The following is a 16466-nucleotide window of genomic DNA, read 5'->3' as shown; positions in this document are numbered from 1 at the left end:
CAGTGCCCTGTGCCAAGCTGTGGACGTGACGCTGGAGGACCTCAGACGGCTGCGGCGCGTGCGCGACCGCATGGACCGGGAGTACGCGGAGCCGCTCGACATGGCCGAGCTGGCCCGCGGCGCCCATATGTCGCCGGGCCACTTCCAGCGCAGCTTCCGCAAGGCCTTCGGCGAGACGCCGTACAGCTATCTGATGACCCGCAGGATCGAGCGGGCCAAGGCGCTGCTGCGGCGGGGCGACCTCACCGTGACCGAGGTGTGCCTCGCCGTGGGCTGTACCTCGCTCGGCTCCTTCAGCTCCCGCTTCACCGAGCTGGTCGGCGAGACGCCGAGCGCCTACCGGGCCCGCGACCACGAGGAGAGCGCGGTGATCCCGTCCTGCGTGGCCCGCACCTTCACCCGCCCCCGCCGCCGACCGTACTGATCCGCCGGCGCGGCTCCGGCGCCCCGCCGAGCTGCCGGGGCGACCGGCCCGCCGCCGACTCGCGCGCGCCGGGGGCCGGATGGGCCTAGCGTGAGGCCATGGACGTGAAACTCAAGAACTGCTTCATCGCGGTGGACGACCACGACAAGGCGCTCGCCTTCTACCGTGACGTGCTCGGCCTGGAGGTCCGCAATGACGTGAGCTTCGAGGACATGCGCTGGGTGACGCTGGGCTCGCCGCTGCAGCCGGACGTCGACATCGTGCTGGAGCCGCCCGGCGCGAACCCGGACGCCTCCCCCGCCGACCGGCAGGCGATGGCCGAGCTGCTGGCCAAGGGCATGCTCCGGGGTGTCATCTTCACGACCGAGGACTGCGACGCGCTGTACGAGCGGGTGCGGGCGTCCGGCGCCGATGTGCTCCAGGAGCCGACGGACCAGCCGTACGGCGTGCGCGACTGCGCCTTCCGGGACCCGGCGGGCAACCAGCTGCGCTTCCTCCAGCGGCCCGCGGAGTGAAACTCCGGTCCGCACCGGGGAGTCCACGCCTAGACTCCAGCCCGTGATCATTCGCTGGACGTACGCCTTCGCCGACCGGCCCGCCGCCCGGCTGCCCGAGGCGCGCGCCTTCTGGACGGCCGTCACCGGCACCCGGGCGTCCCAACCCCGCGGTGAGCGAGGCGAGTTCATGACCCTGCTGCCCGAGGGGCCCGCCGGGACGGACGCGTGCGTGAAGCTCCAGGGCGTCACCGAGGGCGACGGCGGCGCCCACCTCGACCTGTGCGCCGAGGACGTACGCAAGCTGGTCGCGGCGGCCGCCGCACTCGGCGCGGAGCCGGTCGCGGACCACGGCGACTGGGCCGTACTGCGCTCTCCCGCCGGGCAGTTGTTCTGTGCGGTGCCGTGGCACGGGGAGACGGTACGGCCACCGGTGGTGGCAGGCAGCCGGCTGGACCAGGTGTGCCTCGACATCCCGCCGTCGGTGTACGCCGCCGAGTCGGACTTCTGGGCCGGTCTCACCGGCTGGGAGCGGCTCGCGGGCTCCCGGCCGGAGTTCGAGGTGCTGAGGCCGCCGGCGGGGCTGCCCGTCCGGATCCTGCTCCAACGACTCGACGACGAGCGCCCCGCCTCGGCCCATCTCGACCTCGCCTGCGCGGACGTCGCCGCCGTCCGCGCCCGGCACGAAGAGCACGGCGCCGTCACGTTGGGCGGGGGCCCGCACTGGACGGTGATGCGCGACCCGGCGGGCGGCGTCTACTGCCTGACCGGCCGGGATCCGGAGACCGGCGGCCTGCCCGGCGGGAGTCAGCGAGCCGTCGTCGCGTAGCGGCCGTACAGGCGCACGACACCGGTGTGCGGGGAGGCCTCGGCCGGATCCACCGGCGGACCGGGCGAACCGGAGCGGTCGCCGCCAGGACTGCTGCCGCAGCCGCCGCGCACCCGGTGACGGGCCGCCCAGGTGCCTGCCTCCGTGCCGGGCCCCGTGCCTGTCGCCGTCGCGGACGTACGGCCCCGGCGGCGGGGCGTCCGGGTCACCCCCAGGGCTCCACGTCGACCACGGCGTGGGCCGGCACCGGCCCGTACACGTGCGGGAACTCCTCCCCGCCGGGCTCCATGGCCTCGTACTTCACCGGCGCGCCGACCAGGGCCGGGTCCACGACCAGTACGACCAGCTCGTCCGGGCCGTCGTAGTCGCCGTAGAGGAACTCGGCGATGCGCGGGAGCTGTTCGCGGGTGGAGAAGTGGATGAAACCCTCCTCCGCCAGGGTGCGGCCCCGGGTCGACACCTCGTACGTGCCGCGCTCGCGCGCCGCCTCCCACAGGGAGCGCTCGGTGATGTGGACGATGTGCGGAAGTTTCGGCATGCGGCCACGCTACGGCCTCGGCCGGGGCGCGCGTCTCCTCACCGGGCACCGATGTCGTCGGCGCCCTCCATGAGGGGCCGGATCACCACGGGGTGCTCGGCCAGGCCCTCGGGGCCGGGGCAGCGGGTGACGCGTTCGGCGATCTCGGTGACCCGGTCCAGGCTCGCGCAGTCCAGCAGCCAGTAGCCGACGATCACCTCCTGGGTCTCGCCGTACGGGCCGTCGGTGATCACTGTCTCGCCGTCCTTGCCGCGGGCGACCAGCCGGGTCCGGGCGGGCTCCGCCAGGCCCTCGGCGTCGATGAGTTCGCCGGACTCGGTGAGGTCGTCGTTGATCCAGCTCATGTAGGCGTACATGGCTTTCAGCTGTACCTCGGTCCAGGCGGGGGCGTGCGGGGTGGCCCTGCCGCTCATCGCGTCGTAGTCCGCCTGCGTCCCCTGCACCATCACCAGGTACTTCACGGTCGGCTCCTTCGGCTCGGGGCCGTCCGGCTCAGGTTTTCCCGGCCGCCGATTCACCGGAGCGCGGGTGCCCGGTCCCGGCATCCGGAGCCGTGGGCTCGGCCGACTGCCCGTAGGCCGCGCAGCCGGGGTTGCGGCAGGGGCCGGGACCCCATACCGGCACCCAGGCGCCCAGCGTCTTGCGCCGTCCGACGACCGTCTCGACGGGCTGTCCGCAGACGGGACAGACGTGGTCCTCGCTGTCCATGTCCTCAGGGTAGGGCGGGCGGGGGTTCAGCGCCGTCCGATGCGTCCGGAGGCAGGCCACTCGGCGGACAGGAGGCAGCGAGCCCCGCGCACTGTGGGGATGCGCGGGGCCGCCTGGCCGGAGCCCCGGCGGGCGTGCGGGGTCAGGAGCCGCACGGGGCCGGGGCTCCGGGTTCTTCCCGGCTGCCGGGGCCGACAGCACTCAGCTGCTGCGCCGGGTCACGAACTCGGCGAGCGCCAGCAGACCGCCCGCCGCCTCGGGGACGGGCACGGCACGGGACAGCTCCTGCACCGCGCGGGCCATCCGGTCGGCCGCCTCGGCCTGCGCCCAGTCCCGGCCACCGGCCCGCTCAACGGCCAGTGCGGTCCGTGCGACGCCCTCGGCGTCACCGGAGACGTACGGCTTCCCGTACAGCTCGGCGAGTTCGGCCGCGGCCTCGGTGCCGGAGGACAGGGCCGCCACCACGGGCAGCGACTTCTTGCGGGCGGCGAGATCGGCACCGGCCGGCTTCCCGGTGTGCTGCGGGTCGCCCCATATGCCGATGACGTCGTCGATCAGCTGGAAGGCGAGCCCGGCCTGGCGGCCGAAGCCGTCCAGCGCCACCACGTCCTCCTGGCCGGCGCCCGCGTACAGCGCCCCCAGGGCGCAGGCGCAGCCCAGCAGGGCGCCGGTCTTCGCCTCGGCCATGGCGAGCACCTCGTCGAGGGTGACCTCGTCCGGGGCGCGGTGCTCCAGGTCCGTGTCGGTGTGCTGACCGGCGCACAGCTCCACGACGCAGGCAGCGAGCCGGGCCGCGGCCGGACCGGCGGCCGGGTGCGGGTCCTCGGCGAGCAGCCGCAGGGCCAGTGCCTGCAGGGCGTCACCGGCGAGGATCGCGTCGGCGTCGCCGAACACGCTCCAGGCCGTGGGCCGGTGCCGGCGGGAGGTGTCCCGGTCCATCACGTCGTCGTGCAGCAGCGTGAAGTTGTGGACCAGTTCGACCGCGACCGCCGCCCGGACCGCCGCCGTACGGGCCGCGGGTCCGCCCAGGGCCGCGGCCGCCGCCAGGACGAGCGCGGGCCGTATCGCCTTGCCGGCGTTGCCGGTTGCCGGGGAGCCGTCCGCGTGCTGCCAGCCGAAGTGGTAGAGCGCGACCCGGCGCATGGAGGCGGGCAGCGACTCCAGGGCCGCGCGCAGCTCCGGGTCGACGACGGCACGGGTGCGCTCCAGCAGCGCCGCCGCCTCCTGCCCGTCCAGCGGACCGGCACCCGCCTCGCCGGTCCTCCCCCGTCCTTCCCCCGCCGTGCCGGGGTGCGGCACGACGGGGGAACGCTGTTCGGTCTCCGTCATGAACTCGGCCATGTCTCCCCCTCGCCAGGTCCGCGGACACCGGCGTCGCCGGCCCGGCCGGACGCATATTCCGAGGGTCTACCCTGCCCGGCGGGCGGGGACACGGCCGCGAAGTGCGGAAACGTCACCTCCACCGGCCGATCTCGACGTTCTCCAGCACGCCGAGCGCGTCGGGCACCAGCACGGCGGCCGAGTAGTAGGCCGTCACCAGGTACTTGATGATGGCCTGTTCGTTGATGCCCATGAACCGCACGGACAGGCTCGGCTCGATCTCGTCCGGGATGCCCGACTGCCTCAGGCCGATGACGCCCTGGTCCTGCTCGCCGGTACGCATCGCGAGGATCGAGGTCGTGCGCTCCGGGGTGACCGGGATCTTGTTACACGGGTAAATCGGCACGCCGCGCCAGGTCGGGATGCGGTTGCCGCCGATCTCGACGGTCTCCGGGACCAGTCCCCGCTTGTTCAGCTCGCGGCCGAACGCGGCGATGGCGCGCGGGTGGGCCAGGAACAGCTTGGTGCTGCGCCGGCGGCTGAGCAGCTCGTCCATGTCGTCCGGGCTGGGCACGCCGTCGTGCGGCTGGATCCGCTGGTCGTACTCGCAGTTGTGGAGCAGGCCGAAGTCGCGGTTGTTGATCAGCTCGTGCTCCTGGCGCTCCTTGAGCGCCTCGACCGTGAGCCTGAGCTGCTGCTCGGTCTGGTTCATCGGCTGGTTGTAGAGGTCGGCCACGCGCGTGTGGATGCGCAGCACGGTCTGGGCGATGCTCAGCTCGTACTCGCGGGGCCGTGCCTCGTAGTCCACGAAGGTGTGCGGGATGTCGGGCTCGCCGGAGTGACCGGCCGCCAGCTCGACCTCCTTCTCGCCGTACTTGTTGGTCCGCTGCTCCGGCACCGAGCGCAGCTGTTCGAGGTGCTCGCGCAGGGTGTCCGAGCGCTCGGCGACCTGCTGGAAGTCCTGGCGGCTGAGGATCAGCACGGTGGTCGCGGTGTCGGCGCGGACCGTGTACTCCCAGATGGCGTCCGGGTCCAGCAGCGCCTGGTCGCCGAAGTAGGCGCCGTCGGCGAGGACTCCGAGGACGGCGTCGTCGCCGTAGGGGCCGGTACCGCACTTCTCGACCCTGCCGTGCGCCAGCAGGTACACCTCGCCCGTCTGGTTGCCGAAGTCCGCGATCACCTCACCGGGCGCGAAGTCGCGCTGGCGGCAGCGCCGGGCGAGCTCCGTCAGCACCTCCTCGTCCTCGTAACCGCGCAGGGCGGGCAGCTCGCCGAGTTCGGCCGGGATGACCTCGACCTGGTCCCCGGTCTTCACGAAGGTGATGCGGCCGTCTCCGACGGAGTACGACAGCCGCCGGTTCACCCGGTATGTACCGCCCTGTACGTCGACCCACGGGAGTGTGCGCAGCAGCCAGCGGGAGCTGATCTCCTGCATCTGCGGAACGGACTTGGTGGTGGTGGCCAGGTTCCGCGCGGCCGCGGTCCCGAGGGACTGCTGCGGCTTGCCCTGTTCCGTGCGGACCTCTTCGCCTACCGACATAGAGAATTGCCTCCCAGGTATGCCCGGTGCCGAATCGCAGGGGGCACCGGTCTCGGCATCCGAGCCTTCCATCACCGACCGTGGTCGCACCATTACCCGAAAGAGCGGGAATGGATCATCGGATTACCGGGCATGAAGAGGGACCCCGCGCCCCGTCGGTGCGCCGCTCTCCCGCCGGGCGACAATAGGGCGGTGACCAGCCGCACCCCGCTCACCCCCCGCCTCCCCTCCCCCCTCCAGGAGGCGCGGGACGAGCGGTTCGAGCGGCACGGGCTCCGGCTGCTGCTGAAGCGCGACGACCTGATCCACCCCGACCTCGTCGGCAACAAGTGGCGCAAGCTCGTGCCGAACATCGAGGCGGCACAGGGGCGGCCGCTGGTCACCTTCGGCGGGGCCTACTCCAACCACCTGCGGGCCACCGCCGCCGCGGGCCGCCTTCTCGGGCTGCCGACCACCGGCGTGGTCCGCGGCGACGAGCTGGCCGACCGCCCGCTCAACCCCTCGCTGGCGCACTGCGCGGCGGACGGCATGCGGCTGCACTTCGTCGACAGATCGACCTACCGGCGGAAGAACGAGCCGGAGACGCTGGGCGCCGTCCTGCGCGCGGCCGGCGCCGAGGAGGCGTACGTGGTGCCCGAAGGCGGCAGCAACAGCGCGGCCGTCCACGGCTGCCGGGCGCTGGGAGCGGAGCTGCGCGGACACGCCGAGGTCGTCGCGGTCGCCTGCGGCACCGGCGGCACGCTCGCCGGCCTGGCCGCGGGTCTGGCCCCGGGGCAGCGGGCCATCGGCGTGCCGGTCCTCAGGGGCGGCTTCCTGGGGGACGACGTACAGGCACTGCAGGAACGTGCCTTCGGCTCCCGTACCGGCTCCTGGTCCCTGAACGAGCGCTTCCACTTCGGCGGTTACGGCCGTACGACACCCGAACTGCACGCGTTCGCCGAGGACTTCGAGGACCGCCACGGGCTGCCCGTCGAACGTCTCTATGTCGCCAAGTTGCTCTACGGCCTTGTCACCCTCGCGCAAGAGGGCGCCTTCGCCCGCGGGACGACGATCGCCGCCGTCGTCACCGGCCGGCCGTTCCCGTAGTGCGTGCTACCCCGCCTCCTCCCGGTAGGCCGCCGCCTCCTCCAGGTCCAGGCGTCTGAGCAGGACGCGCAGCATCTCGTCGTCGATGTAGCGGTGGTCGCGGAGCTTGACGAAGACCTCGCGTTCGGCGCCGATCATCTCGCGGGAGAGGCGGCGGTAGGTGTCGTCGACGGACTCGCCCGTGACGGGGTTGGTCTGGCCGAGGCGCTCCCAGACGGCGTTGCGGCGGCGCTCCAGGACCGTGCGCAGCCGGTCGGCGAGCGGCGGGGGCAGGGCGTTGCGGTCGTCGGCGAGGAGGTCGTCGAGGCGGCTCTCGGCGGCGCGGGAGGCCTGGGCCTGGGCGTTGGCCTCGGCAAGGGTCTCGGCCTGCGGGTCGCGGGCGGGGAACCTCATCAGGCGGATCAGCGGCGCGAGCGTCAGGCCCTGCACCACGAGGGTGCCGATGACCGTGGTGAAGGTCAGGAAGAGGATCAGGTTCCGCTGCGGGAAGGGCGCGCCGCCGTGCACCGTGAGCGGGATCGAGAAGGCGATGGCCAGGGACACCACCCCGCGCATGGCGGCCCACGACGTCACGATCGGCGCCCGCCAGGTCGGGTTGTCCTCGCGTTCCCGGATGCGGCGGGAGACCAGGCGGGGCAGGAAGGCCGCCGGGTACACCCAGACGAAGCGCGCCGCGACGACCACGAAGAAGACCGCGATCGCGTACCAGGCCGCGTCTGCCCCGTGGTACGCGGTCAACCCCTTGAGGACGGTGGGCAGTTGCAGGCCGATCAGTGCGAAGACCGCCGATTCCAGCACGAAGGCGACCATCCGCCACACCGCGTCCTCCTGCAGCCGGGTGGCGAAGTCGACCTCCCACGCGTGGTGCCCGAGATAGACCGCGACCACGACGACCGCGAGGACGCCGGAGCCGTGGAACTGCTCGGCGACGCCGTAGGCTACGAACGGGATCAGCAGGGAGAGGGTGTTCTGGAGGAGGGCCTCCTTCAGGTGCGTGCGCAGCCAGTGGATCGGCACCATGAGCACCAGTCCGACGACGATCCCGCCGACCGCCGCCCGCAGGAACTCGCCCACCCCGCCCGCCCAGGTGGCGCCCGCACCGACGGCCGCGGCGAGGGCCACCTTGTAGGCGGTGATCGCGGTGGCGTCGTTGAGCAGGGACTCGCCCTGCAGGATGGTGGTGATCCGGGAGGGCAGGCCCACCCTGCGCGCGATCGCCGCGGCGGCGACCGCGTCCGTGGGCGCGACCACCGCGCCCAGCACCAGCGCCGCGGGCAGCGGCAGCCCCGGTACGACGAGATAGGCGACCCAGCCGACGGCGAAGGTCGCGAAGAGCACGTATCCGATCGACAGCAGCCCCACGGGGCGCATCTGGGCGCGCAGGTCGAGGTACGAGCTCTCGGTGCCCTCCTTGTACAGCAGCGGGGGCAGCACCAGGGGCAGGACGACCTCCGGGTCCAGGGTGTAGTGCGGGATGCCCGGCACGTACGAGACCGCGAGGCCCACGGCGACCAGCAGCAGCGGCGCCGGCACCGGAGTGCGCCGGGCGGCCCCTGCGATCCCCGCACTGCCCGCCACCAGCAACAGCAGCGGCATCACGTCCATGAACCTCGCCCACCCTCGTGTTCCGCGCGGCCACCCGCACGCCCGTCGTAACCTGGCAATCATGAAACAGTGCACGCACGCCGCCGCGCTGCCGCACCCGGAACCGGACCCGCTCGATGCGACCTGCCCGGAGTGCCTGCGCAACGGCACGCACCCGGTGCAGCTGCGGCTCTGCCTCACCTGCGGCCATGTCGGCTGCTGCGACTCCTCGCCCGGACGGCACGCGACGCAGCACCACGAGACGTCCGGTCACCCGGTGATGCGGACCTTCGAGCCCGGCGAGGACTGGCGGTGGTGCTTCGTGGACCACGTGCTGGTCTGAGCGGCCTTGATCGGAACGGCTTTCCGCGTGATCGCATTCCCGCCCGGCCCCGTTGTCGTGTGACACTGCATGCGGCGGTGGCCGCACGACGGTTCGAGCGTCTGACGTCTGGGTACGTCAACCCGGCGCGCGCTCTTCCCATTTGGGCTCGCAAACCCTCTAGACACGGAGCGTATGCACAGCTTTACTGTGAGTGACGCCAGGGGGGTTGGGGTCCCGGGACAGGAACGTTCGGAGCGCGATAGCGTCACCGCGGAACCGCGTACGCGTTACCCCGGGGGGCGACCCTCGGCCCCGTAAAGCTTGTACCACCATGGAGGTGAGGGTGTCCCAGATCGCAGGCGAGCCCGCGGCGAACCAGGACTTCGTGGAAGTCCGGCTGCCGGCTGCGGGTGCCTACCTGTCGGTGCTGCGGACGGCCACGGCCGGACTCGCGGCCCGCTTGGACTTCACCCTGGACGAGATCGAGGACCTGCGCATCGCCGTGGACGAGGCCTGCGCGATCCTGCTCCAGCAGGCCGTGCCCGGCTCCGTGCTGGGCTGTGTCTTCCGGCTCGTCGACGACTCGCTGGAGGTCACGGTCTCGGCGCCGACCACGGACGGTCACGCCCCCTCGCGGGACACCTTCGCCTGGACCGTGCTCTCGGCCCTCGCGGGCAAGGTCTCGTCCGCCGTCGACGAGGACAAGACCGTGTCGATCAGCCTCTACAAACAGCGCGGCGCGGGCCCTGGCCCGGCGTGAGGAACGGGGACGGTCCGGTGCGGGACGAAGAGCGCGGCACACGGGAGCTGCCGGCCGGGGACGGGGGTGCCCCCTGGCCGAGCACGGGTGACCTCCCCGGGGAGGCTCCCCGGGACGGTTCCCGGCGCATGGCGGACGGCATCGACGGCATCCCCGAGCAGGCCAGACCGCACCCGGAGGACGACTCCGCGCGCGCCGCAGACGACGGTGCCGCGCAGGGCGTACCGCCGGAGGACCCCGGCGGCGCCGGGTCCGCGGGGGCCAGGGCTCGGGGAAGGGCTACGGGCGGGACGATGAGCGAGCACGAGCGGTACGCCGAGGACGACGCGCCGGTCGCGAAGACCGTGCAGGCCGCACAGCCCGACCCGGCGGACCGCAGCGGGGCACGGGCTATGTTCGTCGAGCTGCGCAAGCTGAACGCGGGCAGTGCGGAGTACGCGGAGCTGCGCAACCAGCTGGTCCGGATGCACCTGCCGCTCGTGGAGCACCTGGCGCGCCGGTTCCGCAACCGCGGCGAGCCGCTGGACGACCTCACGCAGGTCGCCACGATCGGTCTGATCAAGTCCGTCGACCGGTTCGACCCGGAGCGCGGCGTGGAGTTCTCCACGTACGCCACCCCGACGGTGGTCGGCGAGATCAAGCGGCACTTCCGCGACAAGGGCTGGGCGGTCCGCGTGCCGCGCCGGCTCCAGGAGCTGCGGCTCGCGCTGACCACGGCGACGGCCGAGCTCTCCCAGCTGCACGGCCGCTCCCCCACGGTCCACGAGCTGGCCGAGAAGCTGGCGATCTCCGAGGAGGAGGTCCTGGAGGGACTGGAGTCCGCCAACGCGTACTCCACCCTGTCCCTGGACGTCCCCGACACCGACGACGAGTCCCCGGCGGTCGCCGACACCCTCGGCGCGGAGGACGAGGCGCTGGAGGGCGTGGAGTACCGGGAGTCGCTGAAGCCGCTGCTGGAGGACCTCCCGCCGCGGGAGAAGCGGATCCTGCTGCTGCGCTTCTTCGGGAACATGACCCAGTCGCAGATCGCGCAGGAGGTCGGCATCTCCCAGATGCACGTCTCCCGGCTGCTGGCCCGCACGCTGGCCCAGCTGCGGGAGAAGCTGCTCGTCGAGGAGTGAGCTACTCGGCGCGGCCCGGTCCCTTGATGCCGAGGGCCCGGGTCGTCTCGCCGTTGACGAGCAGCACCAGCGCCGCCACGGCGACGGCCGTGAGCGCGATACCCGCCGGGATGGCCACGCTGTCGGCGTGGATCAGGTTGTACGCGATCGGCAGCGCCATGAGCTGGGTGATCACCGCGGGGCCACGGCTCCAGCTGCGCCGCAGCAGCAGTCCGCGGGCGGCGAGCAGCGGCAGCAGCGCGAGGACGACCAGCGTGATGCCCAGGGTCACGGCCTGCTGCCGGTCGTCCGGCGAGCCGGCGACCCCGAGTACGAGCACCCATAGGCCACCACCTACCAGCGCGACACCCTCCAGTGCGGCCAGCAGCGCGGCGTACGTCAGCCGACGGGGGCGGGGGCCGGTGGTGTACTGGGCGGGGTTCTGCTCACTGCTCACCCCAGCAGGGTAGCCGGGGGCGATGCCAGGACGGACAGAACCCTCCACGGTGGAACCCCGGCGGCGCGGTACCGTGTCCAGGCTCACGTCCCCGCCTCTTACCTGATCCCTACCTCGGTATGGGCCCGGTACCCCCCAGTAGGTACGCTGCAGTCCATGCGTGCACTTCTCGTGGTCAACCCGGCAGCAACCACCACAAGCGCACGCAGGCGTGACGTGCTGATCCACGCGCTGGCGAGCGAGATGAAGCTGGAGGCGGTCACCACCGAGTACCGCGGGCACGCGCGCGACCTCGGCCGGCAGGCGGCGGACAGCGACGACATCGACCTCGTGGTGGCCCTCGGCGGCGACGGCACGGTCAACGAGGTCGTCAACGGCCTGCTGCACGCCGGCCCCGCCCTGGAGCGACTGCCCGGCCTCGCCGTCGTACCCGGCGGCTCCACGAACGTCTTCGCCCGCGCCCTGGGCCTGCCCAACGACCCGGTCGAGGCCACCGGCGCCCTGCTGGACGCGCTGCGGGAGAGCCGGGAGCGGGTCGTCGGTCTCGGGCTGGCCTCGGGCACGCCCGGCACCGAGGACGAGGCGGTCCCGGACCGCTGGTTCACCTTCAACGCCGGACTGGGATTCGACGCCGGCGTCGTCGGCCGGGTGGAGCAGCAGCGCGAGCGCGGGAAGAAGTCGACGCACGCCCTGTACGTACGTCAGGTGATCCGGCAGTACCTCGGTGAGCAGAACCGCCGGCACGGCTCGATCACGCTGGAGCGGCCCGGCGAGGACCCGATCGCCGATCTTGTGGTCGCCATAATCTCGAACACGTCCCCGTGGACGTATCTCGGCAATCGCCCGATGTACACGTCACCTAAGGCCTCGTTCGATACCGGCGTCGACGTGCTGGGTCTCAGCCGCCTGTCGACGGCCGCGGTTGCCCGGTATGGCACCCAGTTGCTCACTTCGTCCCCCGAGCGCGGACCCCATGGTCGACATGTCGTCTCGCTGCATGATCTGGATCAGTTCACCTTGCATTCGAAGGCGCCTCTGCCCCTGCAGATGGACGGTGACCACCTGGGACTGCGTACGAGCGTGACGTTCACAGGTGTACGCCGCGCACTGCGTGTGATTGTGTGAGCGGAACAGGCAAAAGTCCTTTCACTCGAACGTTTAGGCCAGGATCCACCCCATGGAAGTACGGCTGTGACCCAGTCGACACCGAGGAATCAAAAAAAACTTTCCGGAAGGGGTTGTATCCGTCGCTGAGGTTTGCGAGTCTCTACGTGGCGATCGGGACGGCCCGCAACACCGGCCTCCACTGATCACCGGAACCCCTCTTCAAACCAAGGACCACGCCGGGGAAGACTCGGCGGTCGGCCCTTCACTTGTTGAGGGATTCGTGAAAGCGTTCACATTCACAAGCAACCTGTACGTCATACGTTCAGAGAACCTAGGAGAGGTAGCAGCCATGGACTGGCGTCACAACGCCGTTTGCCGCGAGGAAGACCCCGAGCTCTTCTTCCCCATCGGCAACACCGGTCCTGCGCTGCTGCAGATCGAGGAAGCCAAGGCCGTCTGCCGTCGCTGCCCGGTGATCGAGCAGTGTCTGCAGTGGGCGCTCGAGTCCGGCCAGGACTCCGGCGTCTGGGGTGGTCTCAGCGAGGACGAGCGCCGCGCCATGAAGCGCCGCGCCGCCCGCAACCGGGCCCGTCAGGCCTCCGCCTGACATACCCACCCCTGCTGACAGCCTGAGCTTGGCGGCGCGTGCAGCACGCACGCATCTCCCGCCCCCGAGCCGCAGCGCGCAGTATCCCCCGATGCGCTTAGCGACAACGCAGAGCAGCAACGAGCACGAGCCTCGGACCAACGACGGTCCGGGGCTTTTTGCTGTCCCGCAACCGGCTCCCGCGGTACGGCGATGCGGCTGCTACTTCTGCGCCCGCACCGGAATGTCGAGGATCACCCTGGTCCCCCGGCCCGGCGCCGGGACCATGTCGAAGGAGCCGCCCAACTCCCCCTCCACCAGCGTCCGTACGATCTGCAGCCCCAGGTTGCCCGAGCGGTGCGGGTCGAAGCCCTCGGGCAGGCCGATCCCGTCGTCCTGGACCGTGACGAGAAGCCGGGCCTCCTTCGTCGTACCGCCCCGGACCGCCGAGACCTCGACCGTGCCGGTGTCGCCCTCGCGGAACCCGTGCTCCAGCGCGTTCTGCAGGATCTCGGTGAGGACCATCGACAGCGGGGTGGCCACCTCGGCGTCGAGGATCCCGAACCGTCCGCTGCGCCGGCCGGTCACCTTGCCCGGCGAGATCTCGGCGACCATCGCCAGCACGCGGTCGGCGATGTCGTCGAACTCCACCCGCTCATCCAGGTTCTGAGACAGCGTCTCATGCACGATGGCGATGGATCCGACCCGGCGGACGGCCTCCTCCAGGGCCTCCCGGCCGCGCTCGGACTCGATGCGCCGGGCCTGCAGCCGCAGCAGCGCGGCGACCGTCTGGAGGTTGTTCTTCACCCGGTGGTGGATCTCCCGGATGGTCGCGTCCTTGGTGATCAACTCCCGCTCGCGGCGCCGTAGTTCGGTGACGTCCCGGCACAGCACCAGCGAACCGATCCGGGTGCCCTTGGGCTTGAGCGGGATGGCCCGGAACTGGATCACCCCGTCGTTGGCCTCGATCTCGAACTCGCGCGGCGCCCAGCCGCTGGCCACCTTGGCGAGCGCCTCGTCGACCGGCCCCCGGGTCGGGGCGAGTTCGGCGGTGGTCTGCCCGAGGTGCTGGCCGACCAGGTCGGCGGCGAGGCCGAGGCGGTGGTAGGCGGACAGCGCGTTCGGGGAGGCGTACTGCACGAGGCCGTCCGCGTCCAGCCGGATCAGGCCGTCGCCGACGCGCGGCGAGGCGTCCATGTCGACCTGCTGGTCGGGGAAGGGGAACGATCCTGCCGCGATCATCTGCGCGAGGTCCGAGGCGCTCTGGAGGTAGGTGAGCTCCAGACGGCTCGGGGTGCGGACCGTGAGCAGGTTGGTGTTGCGGGCGATCACCCCGAGGACGCGGCCCTCGCGGCGCACGGGGATGGACTCGACCCGTACGGGGACCTCTTCGCGCCACTCCGGGTCGCCCTCGCGCACGATCCGGCCCTCGTCCAGCGCCGCGTCCAGCATGGGCCGCCGGCCGCGCGGGACCAGGTGGCCGACCATGTCGTCCTGGTAGGAGGTGGGGCCGGTGTTGGGGCGCATCTGGGCGACGGAGACGTACCGGGTGCCGTCCCGGGTGGGGACCCACAGGACCAGGTCCGCGAAGGAGAGGTCGGAGAGCAGCTGCCACTCCGAGACCAGCAGATGGAGCCACTCGAGGTCGGAGTCGTCGAGGGCGGTGTGCTGGCGGACCAGTTCGTTCATGGAGGGCACGTCTGCGAGCGTACCCGGACGTGTGAAGGTGGCCGAAAACCAGCCGCGAGCGGGCTCTGGAACACCCGCGGGCCGCGGCGCCTGGAAGGGACCCTCAACCCTCCCGGCACCGCAGCCCGGAGCATCATCGGCCGCGGGGTGTGCGGTCCCGGTCGGCCGAAGGTCGAGGAGCCGGGGCAGTCAGGGCAGAGAGCTCCGGTTCCTCGATCCGCCTTCCTGTGCGGGGAAGGCGGAGGCTTGTTCAGTTGGATGTCCATTTCGATTCTGGACTAGACCACAACCGTATGTCCATGGTGTTGTCGGCACGCACGAAGTCAGGTGCACGACACGGATGACACCCGATGCCACGCAGCCTAGCCCGCGCGGGTCACCCTTGGGGCCAGATGGACAGGGCAATTTCCGCGAGTGCTTCCAGTTCCGTACGGCTCGCTCCGTCGCGCGCCTGCTGGGACATGCCCTGGATCATGGCCGCGGTGTGCCGGGCGAGGGCGGCGGCGTCGGTGCCCGCCGGGAGCCGTCCCGCCGCGACGTCCGCCCGGATCCGTGACTCGACGGCGGCGATGTTCGCGTTGCGCCGCTCGCGCAGCGCCCCTGCCACCTCGGGACTGGTGCAGTTGGTGGCGGCGTGCACGACCAGGCAGCCGTGGGGATGGGCGGGGTCGGTGTACTCGGCGGCGGCCTCGCGCAGCATGCGCCCGACGGCGGCGCGGGCGGTGGGCTCCTCCGCGAGGGCCCGCTCACCGAAGGCGCCGTAGGTGTCGGTGTAGAGCCGCACGACCTCCTCGAACAACGTCCGCTTGTCGCCGAAGGCCGCATACAGGCTCGGGGCGCCGATGCCCATGATCCGGGTGAGGTCGGCTACCGAGGTGGCCTCGTAGCCGTGTTCCCAGAAGGCCATGAGCGCCTTCTCCAGGGCGGTGGCACGATCGAAGGAGCGAGGGCGGCCACGCGATCTGGAGATCACCATGGAGCCATTTTATAGCGGACCTTAGAGAAATGCGGAGGCAGTCCGCGACGGACCCGGTTCTGTTAGATTGGTCTAAACCACATAGACGTCCAGAGCCCACTTCAGAACGGCAGGCCCAGCGTGGAAGTTGTCATCGTTCCGGACGCCGCGGCGGGCGGCGAGCTCATCGCCGAGGCCATGGCACAGCTGCTGCGACGCAAGCCCGACGCCCTGCTCGGCGTGGCCACCGGCTCGACCCCGCTGCCCGTCTACCAGGCGCTGGCCGCGAAGGTGCGCTCCGGCGCCGTGGACACCTCGCGGGCCCGCATAGCCCAGCTCGACGAGTACGTGGGACTGCCCGCCGACCACCCCGAGTCCTACCGCTCCGTGCTGCGCCGGGAGGTCCTTCAGCCGCTCGGCATCGGCATGGACAAGTTCCTCGGGCCCGACGGCACGGCCGACGACATCCGGGCGGCCTGCGCGGCGTACGACCGCGCGCTCGCCGAGGCCGGCGGGGTGGACCTGCAGCTGCTGGGCATCGGCACCGACGGGCACATCGGGTTCAACGAGCCCTGCTCGTCGCTGGCCTCGCGCACCCGGATCAAGACACTGACCGAGCAGACCCGCGTCGACAACGCCCGCTTCTTCGAGGGCGACATCGAGCAGGTGCCGCACCACGTCGTCACCCAGGGCATCGGCACCATCCTGGAGGCCCGCCACCTGGTGCTGCTGGCGACCGGCGAGGGCAAGGCGGACGCGGTCGCCGCGACCGTCGAGGGCCCGGTCGCGGCCGTCTGCCCGGCCTCCGCGCTCCAGCTGCACCCGCACGCCACGGTGGTCGCCGACGAGGCGGCGGCGTCCAAGCTGAAGCTGGCCGACTACTTCCGGCACACGTACGCGGGCAAGCCGGACTGGCAGGGGATCTGACGCCGCCCGCCCGCGCCCGATGGACTAGACCAACCCC

Annotated in this window: 20 protein-coding genes; 10 read left to right on the top strand and 10 right to left on the bottom strand. The window is 71.7% G+C overall.

Annotated elements, in window-relative coordinates:
- The first annotated feature begins 25 nt into the window (after positions 1-25).
- The 3 genes from ACWC2T_RS11115 to ACWC2T_RS11105 all read left to right on the top strand — a co-directional run bounded on the left by ACWC2T_RS11115 (position 26) and on the right by ACWC2T_RS11105 (position 1747).
- A complete protein-coding gene (locus tag ACWC2T_RS11115) occupies positions 26-424 on the top strand; it encodes a helix-turn-helix transcriptional regulator (protein WP_351208072.1) in 399 nt (132 codons plus the stop codon).
- 98 nt (positions 425-522) lie between these two features.
- Positions 523-939, top strand: a complete 417-nt coding sequence (locus tag ACWC2T_RS11110) for a VOC family protein (protein WP_388620733.1) — start codon at positions 523-525, stop codon at positions 937-939.
- Between the two features lie 43 nt (positions 940-982).
- Positions 983-1747 (top strand): VOC family protein, encoded by a 765-nt coding sequence (locus ACWC2T_RS11105; RefSeq protein WP_450670087.1) that lies wholly within the window; start codon positions 983-985, stop codon positions 1745-1747.
- Here ACWC2T_RS11105 and ACWC2T_RS11100 read toward each other — a convergent pair.
- The 6 genes from ACWC2T_RS11100 to ACWC2T_RS11075 form a co-directional block, all read right to left on the bottom strand.
- Positions 1726-1956 carry a hypothetical protein gene (locus ACWC2T_RS11100; protein ID WP_450670086.1) on the bottom strand — a complete coding sequence of 77 codons (231 nt, stop codon included), beginning with the start codon at positions 1954-1956 and terminating at the stop codon, positions 1726-1728. The genes ACWC2T_RS11105 and ACWC2T_RS11100 overlap by 22 nt on opposite strands.
- Complete coding sequence (locus ACWC2T_RS11095; RefSeq protein WP_450670085.1) at positions 1953-2285, bottom strand: DUF952 domain-containing protein; 333 nt, start codon at positions 2283-2285, stop codon at positions 1953-1955. The genes ACWC2T_RS11100 and ACWC2T_RS11095 overlap by 4 nt, the downstream gene beginning before the upstream one ends.
- Positions 2286-2323: 38 nt before the next feature.
- Entirely contained in the window at positions 2324-2746 is a 423-nt protein-coding gene (locus ACWC2T_RS11090) for a YciI family protein (RefSeq protein ID WP_450670084.1), read from the bottom strand.
- 31 nt (positions 2747-2777) lie between these two features.
- Complete coding sequence (locus ACWC2T_RS11085; RefSeq protein ID WP_450670083.1) at positions 2778-2993, bottom strand: hypothetical protein; 216 nt, start codon at positions 2991-2993, stop codon at positions 2778-2780.
- 201 nt (positions 2994-3194) lie between these two features.
- The gene (locus ACWC2T_RS11080; protein ID WP_450670082.1) at positions 3195-4334 is read right to left on the bottom strand and encodes a family 2 encapsulin nanocompartment cargo protein polyprenyl transferase; all 1140 of its coding nucleotides are present in this window, start codon (positions 4332-4334) and stop codon (positions 3195-3197) included.
- Positions 4335-4446: 112 nt separating this feature from the next.
- Positions 4447-5853, bottom strand: coding sequence for a family 2B encapsulin nanocompartment shell protein (locus ACWC2T_RS11075; RefSeq protein ID WP_450670081.1), 1407 nt, complete (start codon positions 5851-5853; stop codon positions 4447-4449).
- Between the two features lie 192 nt (positions 5854-6045).
- Here ACWC2T_RS11075 and ACWC2T_RS11070 point away from each other — a divergent pair, with 192 nt between their 5' ends.
- On the top strand, positions 6046-6939 hold the full coding sequence (locus ACWC2T_RS11070) for a 1-aminocyclopropane-1-carboxylate deaminase/D-cysteine desulfhydrase (protein ID WP_450670080.1): 894 nt from the start codon (positions 6046-6048) through the stop codon (positions 6937-6939).
- A 6-nt stretch (positions 6940-6945) separates the two neighbouring features.
- On the opposite strand, the gene ACWC2T_RS11065 is transcribed toward ACWC2T_RS11070, so the two are convergent.
- Complete coding sequence (locus ACWC2T_RS11065; protein WP_450670079.1) at positions 6946-8544, bottom strand: Na+/H+ antiporter; 1599 nt, start codon at positions 8542-8544, stop codon at positions 6946-6948.
- A 61-nt stretch (positions 8545-8605) separates the two neighbouring features.
- Here ACWC2T_RS11065 and ACWC2T_RS11060 point away from each other — a divergent pair, with 61 nt between their 5' ends.
- The 3 genes from ACWC2T_RS11060 (at position 8606) to ACWC2T_RS11050 (ending at position 10729) form a co-directional block, all read left to right on the top strand.
- Positions 8606-8866: a UBP-type zinc finger domain-containing protein gene (locus ACWC2T_RS11060; protein ID WP_450670078.1), complete on the top strand. Its 261-nt coding sequence runs from the start codon at positions 8606-8608 to the stop codon at positions 8864-8866.
- 325 nt (positions 8867-9191) lie between these two features.
- The gene (locus ACWC2T_RS11055) at positions 9192-9608 is read left to right on the top strand and encodes an ATP-binding protein (protein ID WP_055705999.1); all 417 of its coding nucleotides are present in this window, start codon (positions 9192-9194) and stop codon (positions 9606-9608) included.
- A gap of 17 nt (positions 9609-9625) precedes the next feature.
- Positions 9626-10729, top strand: a complete 1104-nt coding sequence (locus tag ACWC2T_RS11050) for an RNA polymerase sigma factor SigF (protein WP_450670077.1) — start codon at positions 9626-9628, stop codon at positions 10727-10729.
- Between the two features lies 1 nt (position 10730).
- On the opposite strand, the gene ACWC2T_RS11045 is transcribed toward ACWC2T_RS11050, so the two are convergent.
- The gene (locus ACWC2T_RS11045; RefSeq protein WP_450670076.1) at positions 10731-11165 is read right to left on the bottom strand and encodes a hypothetical protein; all 435 of its coding nucleotides are present in this window, start codon (positions 11163-11165) and stop codon (positions 10731-10733) included.
- Between the two features lie 156 nt (positions 11166-11321).
- Here ACWC2T_RS11045 and ACWC2T_RS11040 point away from each other — a divergent pair, with 156 nt between their 5' ends.
- Positions 11322-12290, top strand: a complete 969-nt coding sequence (locus ACWC2T_RS11040; RefSeq protein WP_450670075.1) for a diacylglycerol/lipid kinase family protein — start codon at positions 11322-11324, stop codon at positions 12288-12290.
- A gap of 331 nt (positions 12291-12621) precedes the next feature.
- The gene (locus tag ACWC2T_RS11035; protein ID WP_003992873.1) at positions 12622-12879 is read left to right on the top strand and encodes a WhiB family transcriptional regulator; all 258 of its coding nucleotides are present in this window, start codon (positions 12622-12624) and stop codon (positions 12877-12879) included.
- 201 nt (positions 12880-13080) lie between these two features.
- Here the strand turns inward: ACWC2T_RS11035 and ACWC2T_RS11030 are convergent, their stop codons facing one another.
- Both ACWC2T_RS11030 and ACWC2T_RS11025 read right to left on the bottom strand, forming a co-directional pair.
- A complete protein-coding gene (locus ACWC2T_RS11030; RefSeq protein WP_450670074.1) occupies positions 13081-14556 on the bottom strand; it encodes a sensor histidine kinase in 1476 nt (491 codons plus the stop codon).
- 367 nt (positions 14557-14923) lie between these two features.
- Positions 14924-15523: a TetR/AcrR family transcriptional regulator gene (locus tag ACWC2T_RS11025; protein ID WP_450670073.1), complete on the bottom strand. Its 600-nt coding sequence runs from the start codon at positions 15521-15523 to the stop codon at positions 14924-14926.
- 120 nt (positions 15524-15643) lie between these two features.
- On the opposite strand from ACWC2T_RS11025, the gene nagB reads away from it, so the two are divergent.
- Positions 15644-16429 (top strand): glucosamine-6-phosphate deaminase, encoded by a 786-nt coding sequence (gene nagB / locus ACWC2T_RS11020; RefSeq protein ID WP_450670072.1) that lies wholly within the window; start codon positions 15644-15646, stop codon positions 16427-16429.
- The last annotated feature ends 37 nt before the right edge of the window (positions 16430-16466 follow it).

This window comes from Streptomyces sp. NPDC001393 (assembly GCF_053597455.1).
The sequence above is the reverse complement of the archived record's forward strand: the minus strand, read 5'-3'. Positions and strand labels throughout refer to the sequence as shown.

Bases quoted from the DNA above. Each gene is read 5' to 3' on its own strand.
- ACWC2T_RS11110 (WP_388620733.1), top strand. From the start codon at position 523: ATGGACGTGAAACTCAAGAACTGCTTCATCGCGGTGGACGACCACGAC.
- ACWC2T_RS11095 (WP_450670085.1), bottom strand. From the start codon at position 2,285: ATGCCGAAACTTCCGCACATCGTCCACATCACCGAGCGCTCCCTGTGG.
- ACWC2T_RS11085 (WP_450670083.1), bottom strand. From the start codon at position 2,993: ATGGACAGCGAGGACCACGTCTGTCCCGTCTGCGGACAGCCCGTCGAG.
- ACWC2T_RS11080 (WP_450670082.1), bottom strand. From the start codon at position 4,334: ATGGCCGAGTTCATGACGGAGACCGAACAGCGTTCCCCCGTCGTGCCG.
- ACWC2T_RS11075 (WP_450670081.1), bottom strand. From the start codon at position 5,853: ATGTCGGTAGGCGAAGAGGTCCGCACGGAACAGGGCAAGCCGCAGCAG.
- ACWC2T_RS11065 (WP_450670079.1), bottom strand. From the start codon at position 8,544: ATGGACGTGATGCCGCTGCTGTTGCTGGTGGCGGGCAGTGCGGGGATC.
- ACWC2T_RS11060 (WP_450670078.1), top strand. From the start codon at position 8,606: ATGAAACAGTGCACGCACGCCGCCGCGCTGCCGCACCCGGAACCGGAC.
- ACWC2T_RS11040 (WP_450670075.1), top strand. From the start codon at position 11,322: ATGCGTGCACTTCTCGTGGTCAACCCGGCAGCAACCACCACAAGCGCA.
- ACWC2T_RS11035 (WP_003992873.1), top strand. From the start codon at position 12,622: ATGGACTGGCGTCACAACGCCGTTTGCCGCGAGGAAGACCCCGAGCTC.
- ACWC2T_RS11025 (WP_450670073.1), bottom strand. From the start codon at position 15,523: ATGGTGATCTCCAGATCGCGTGGCCGCCCTCGCTCCTTCGATCGTGCC.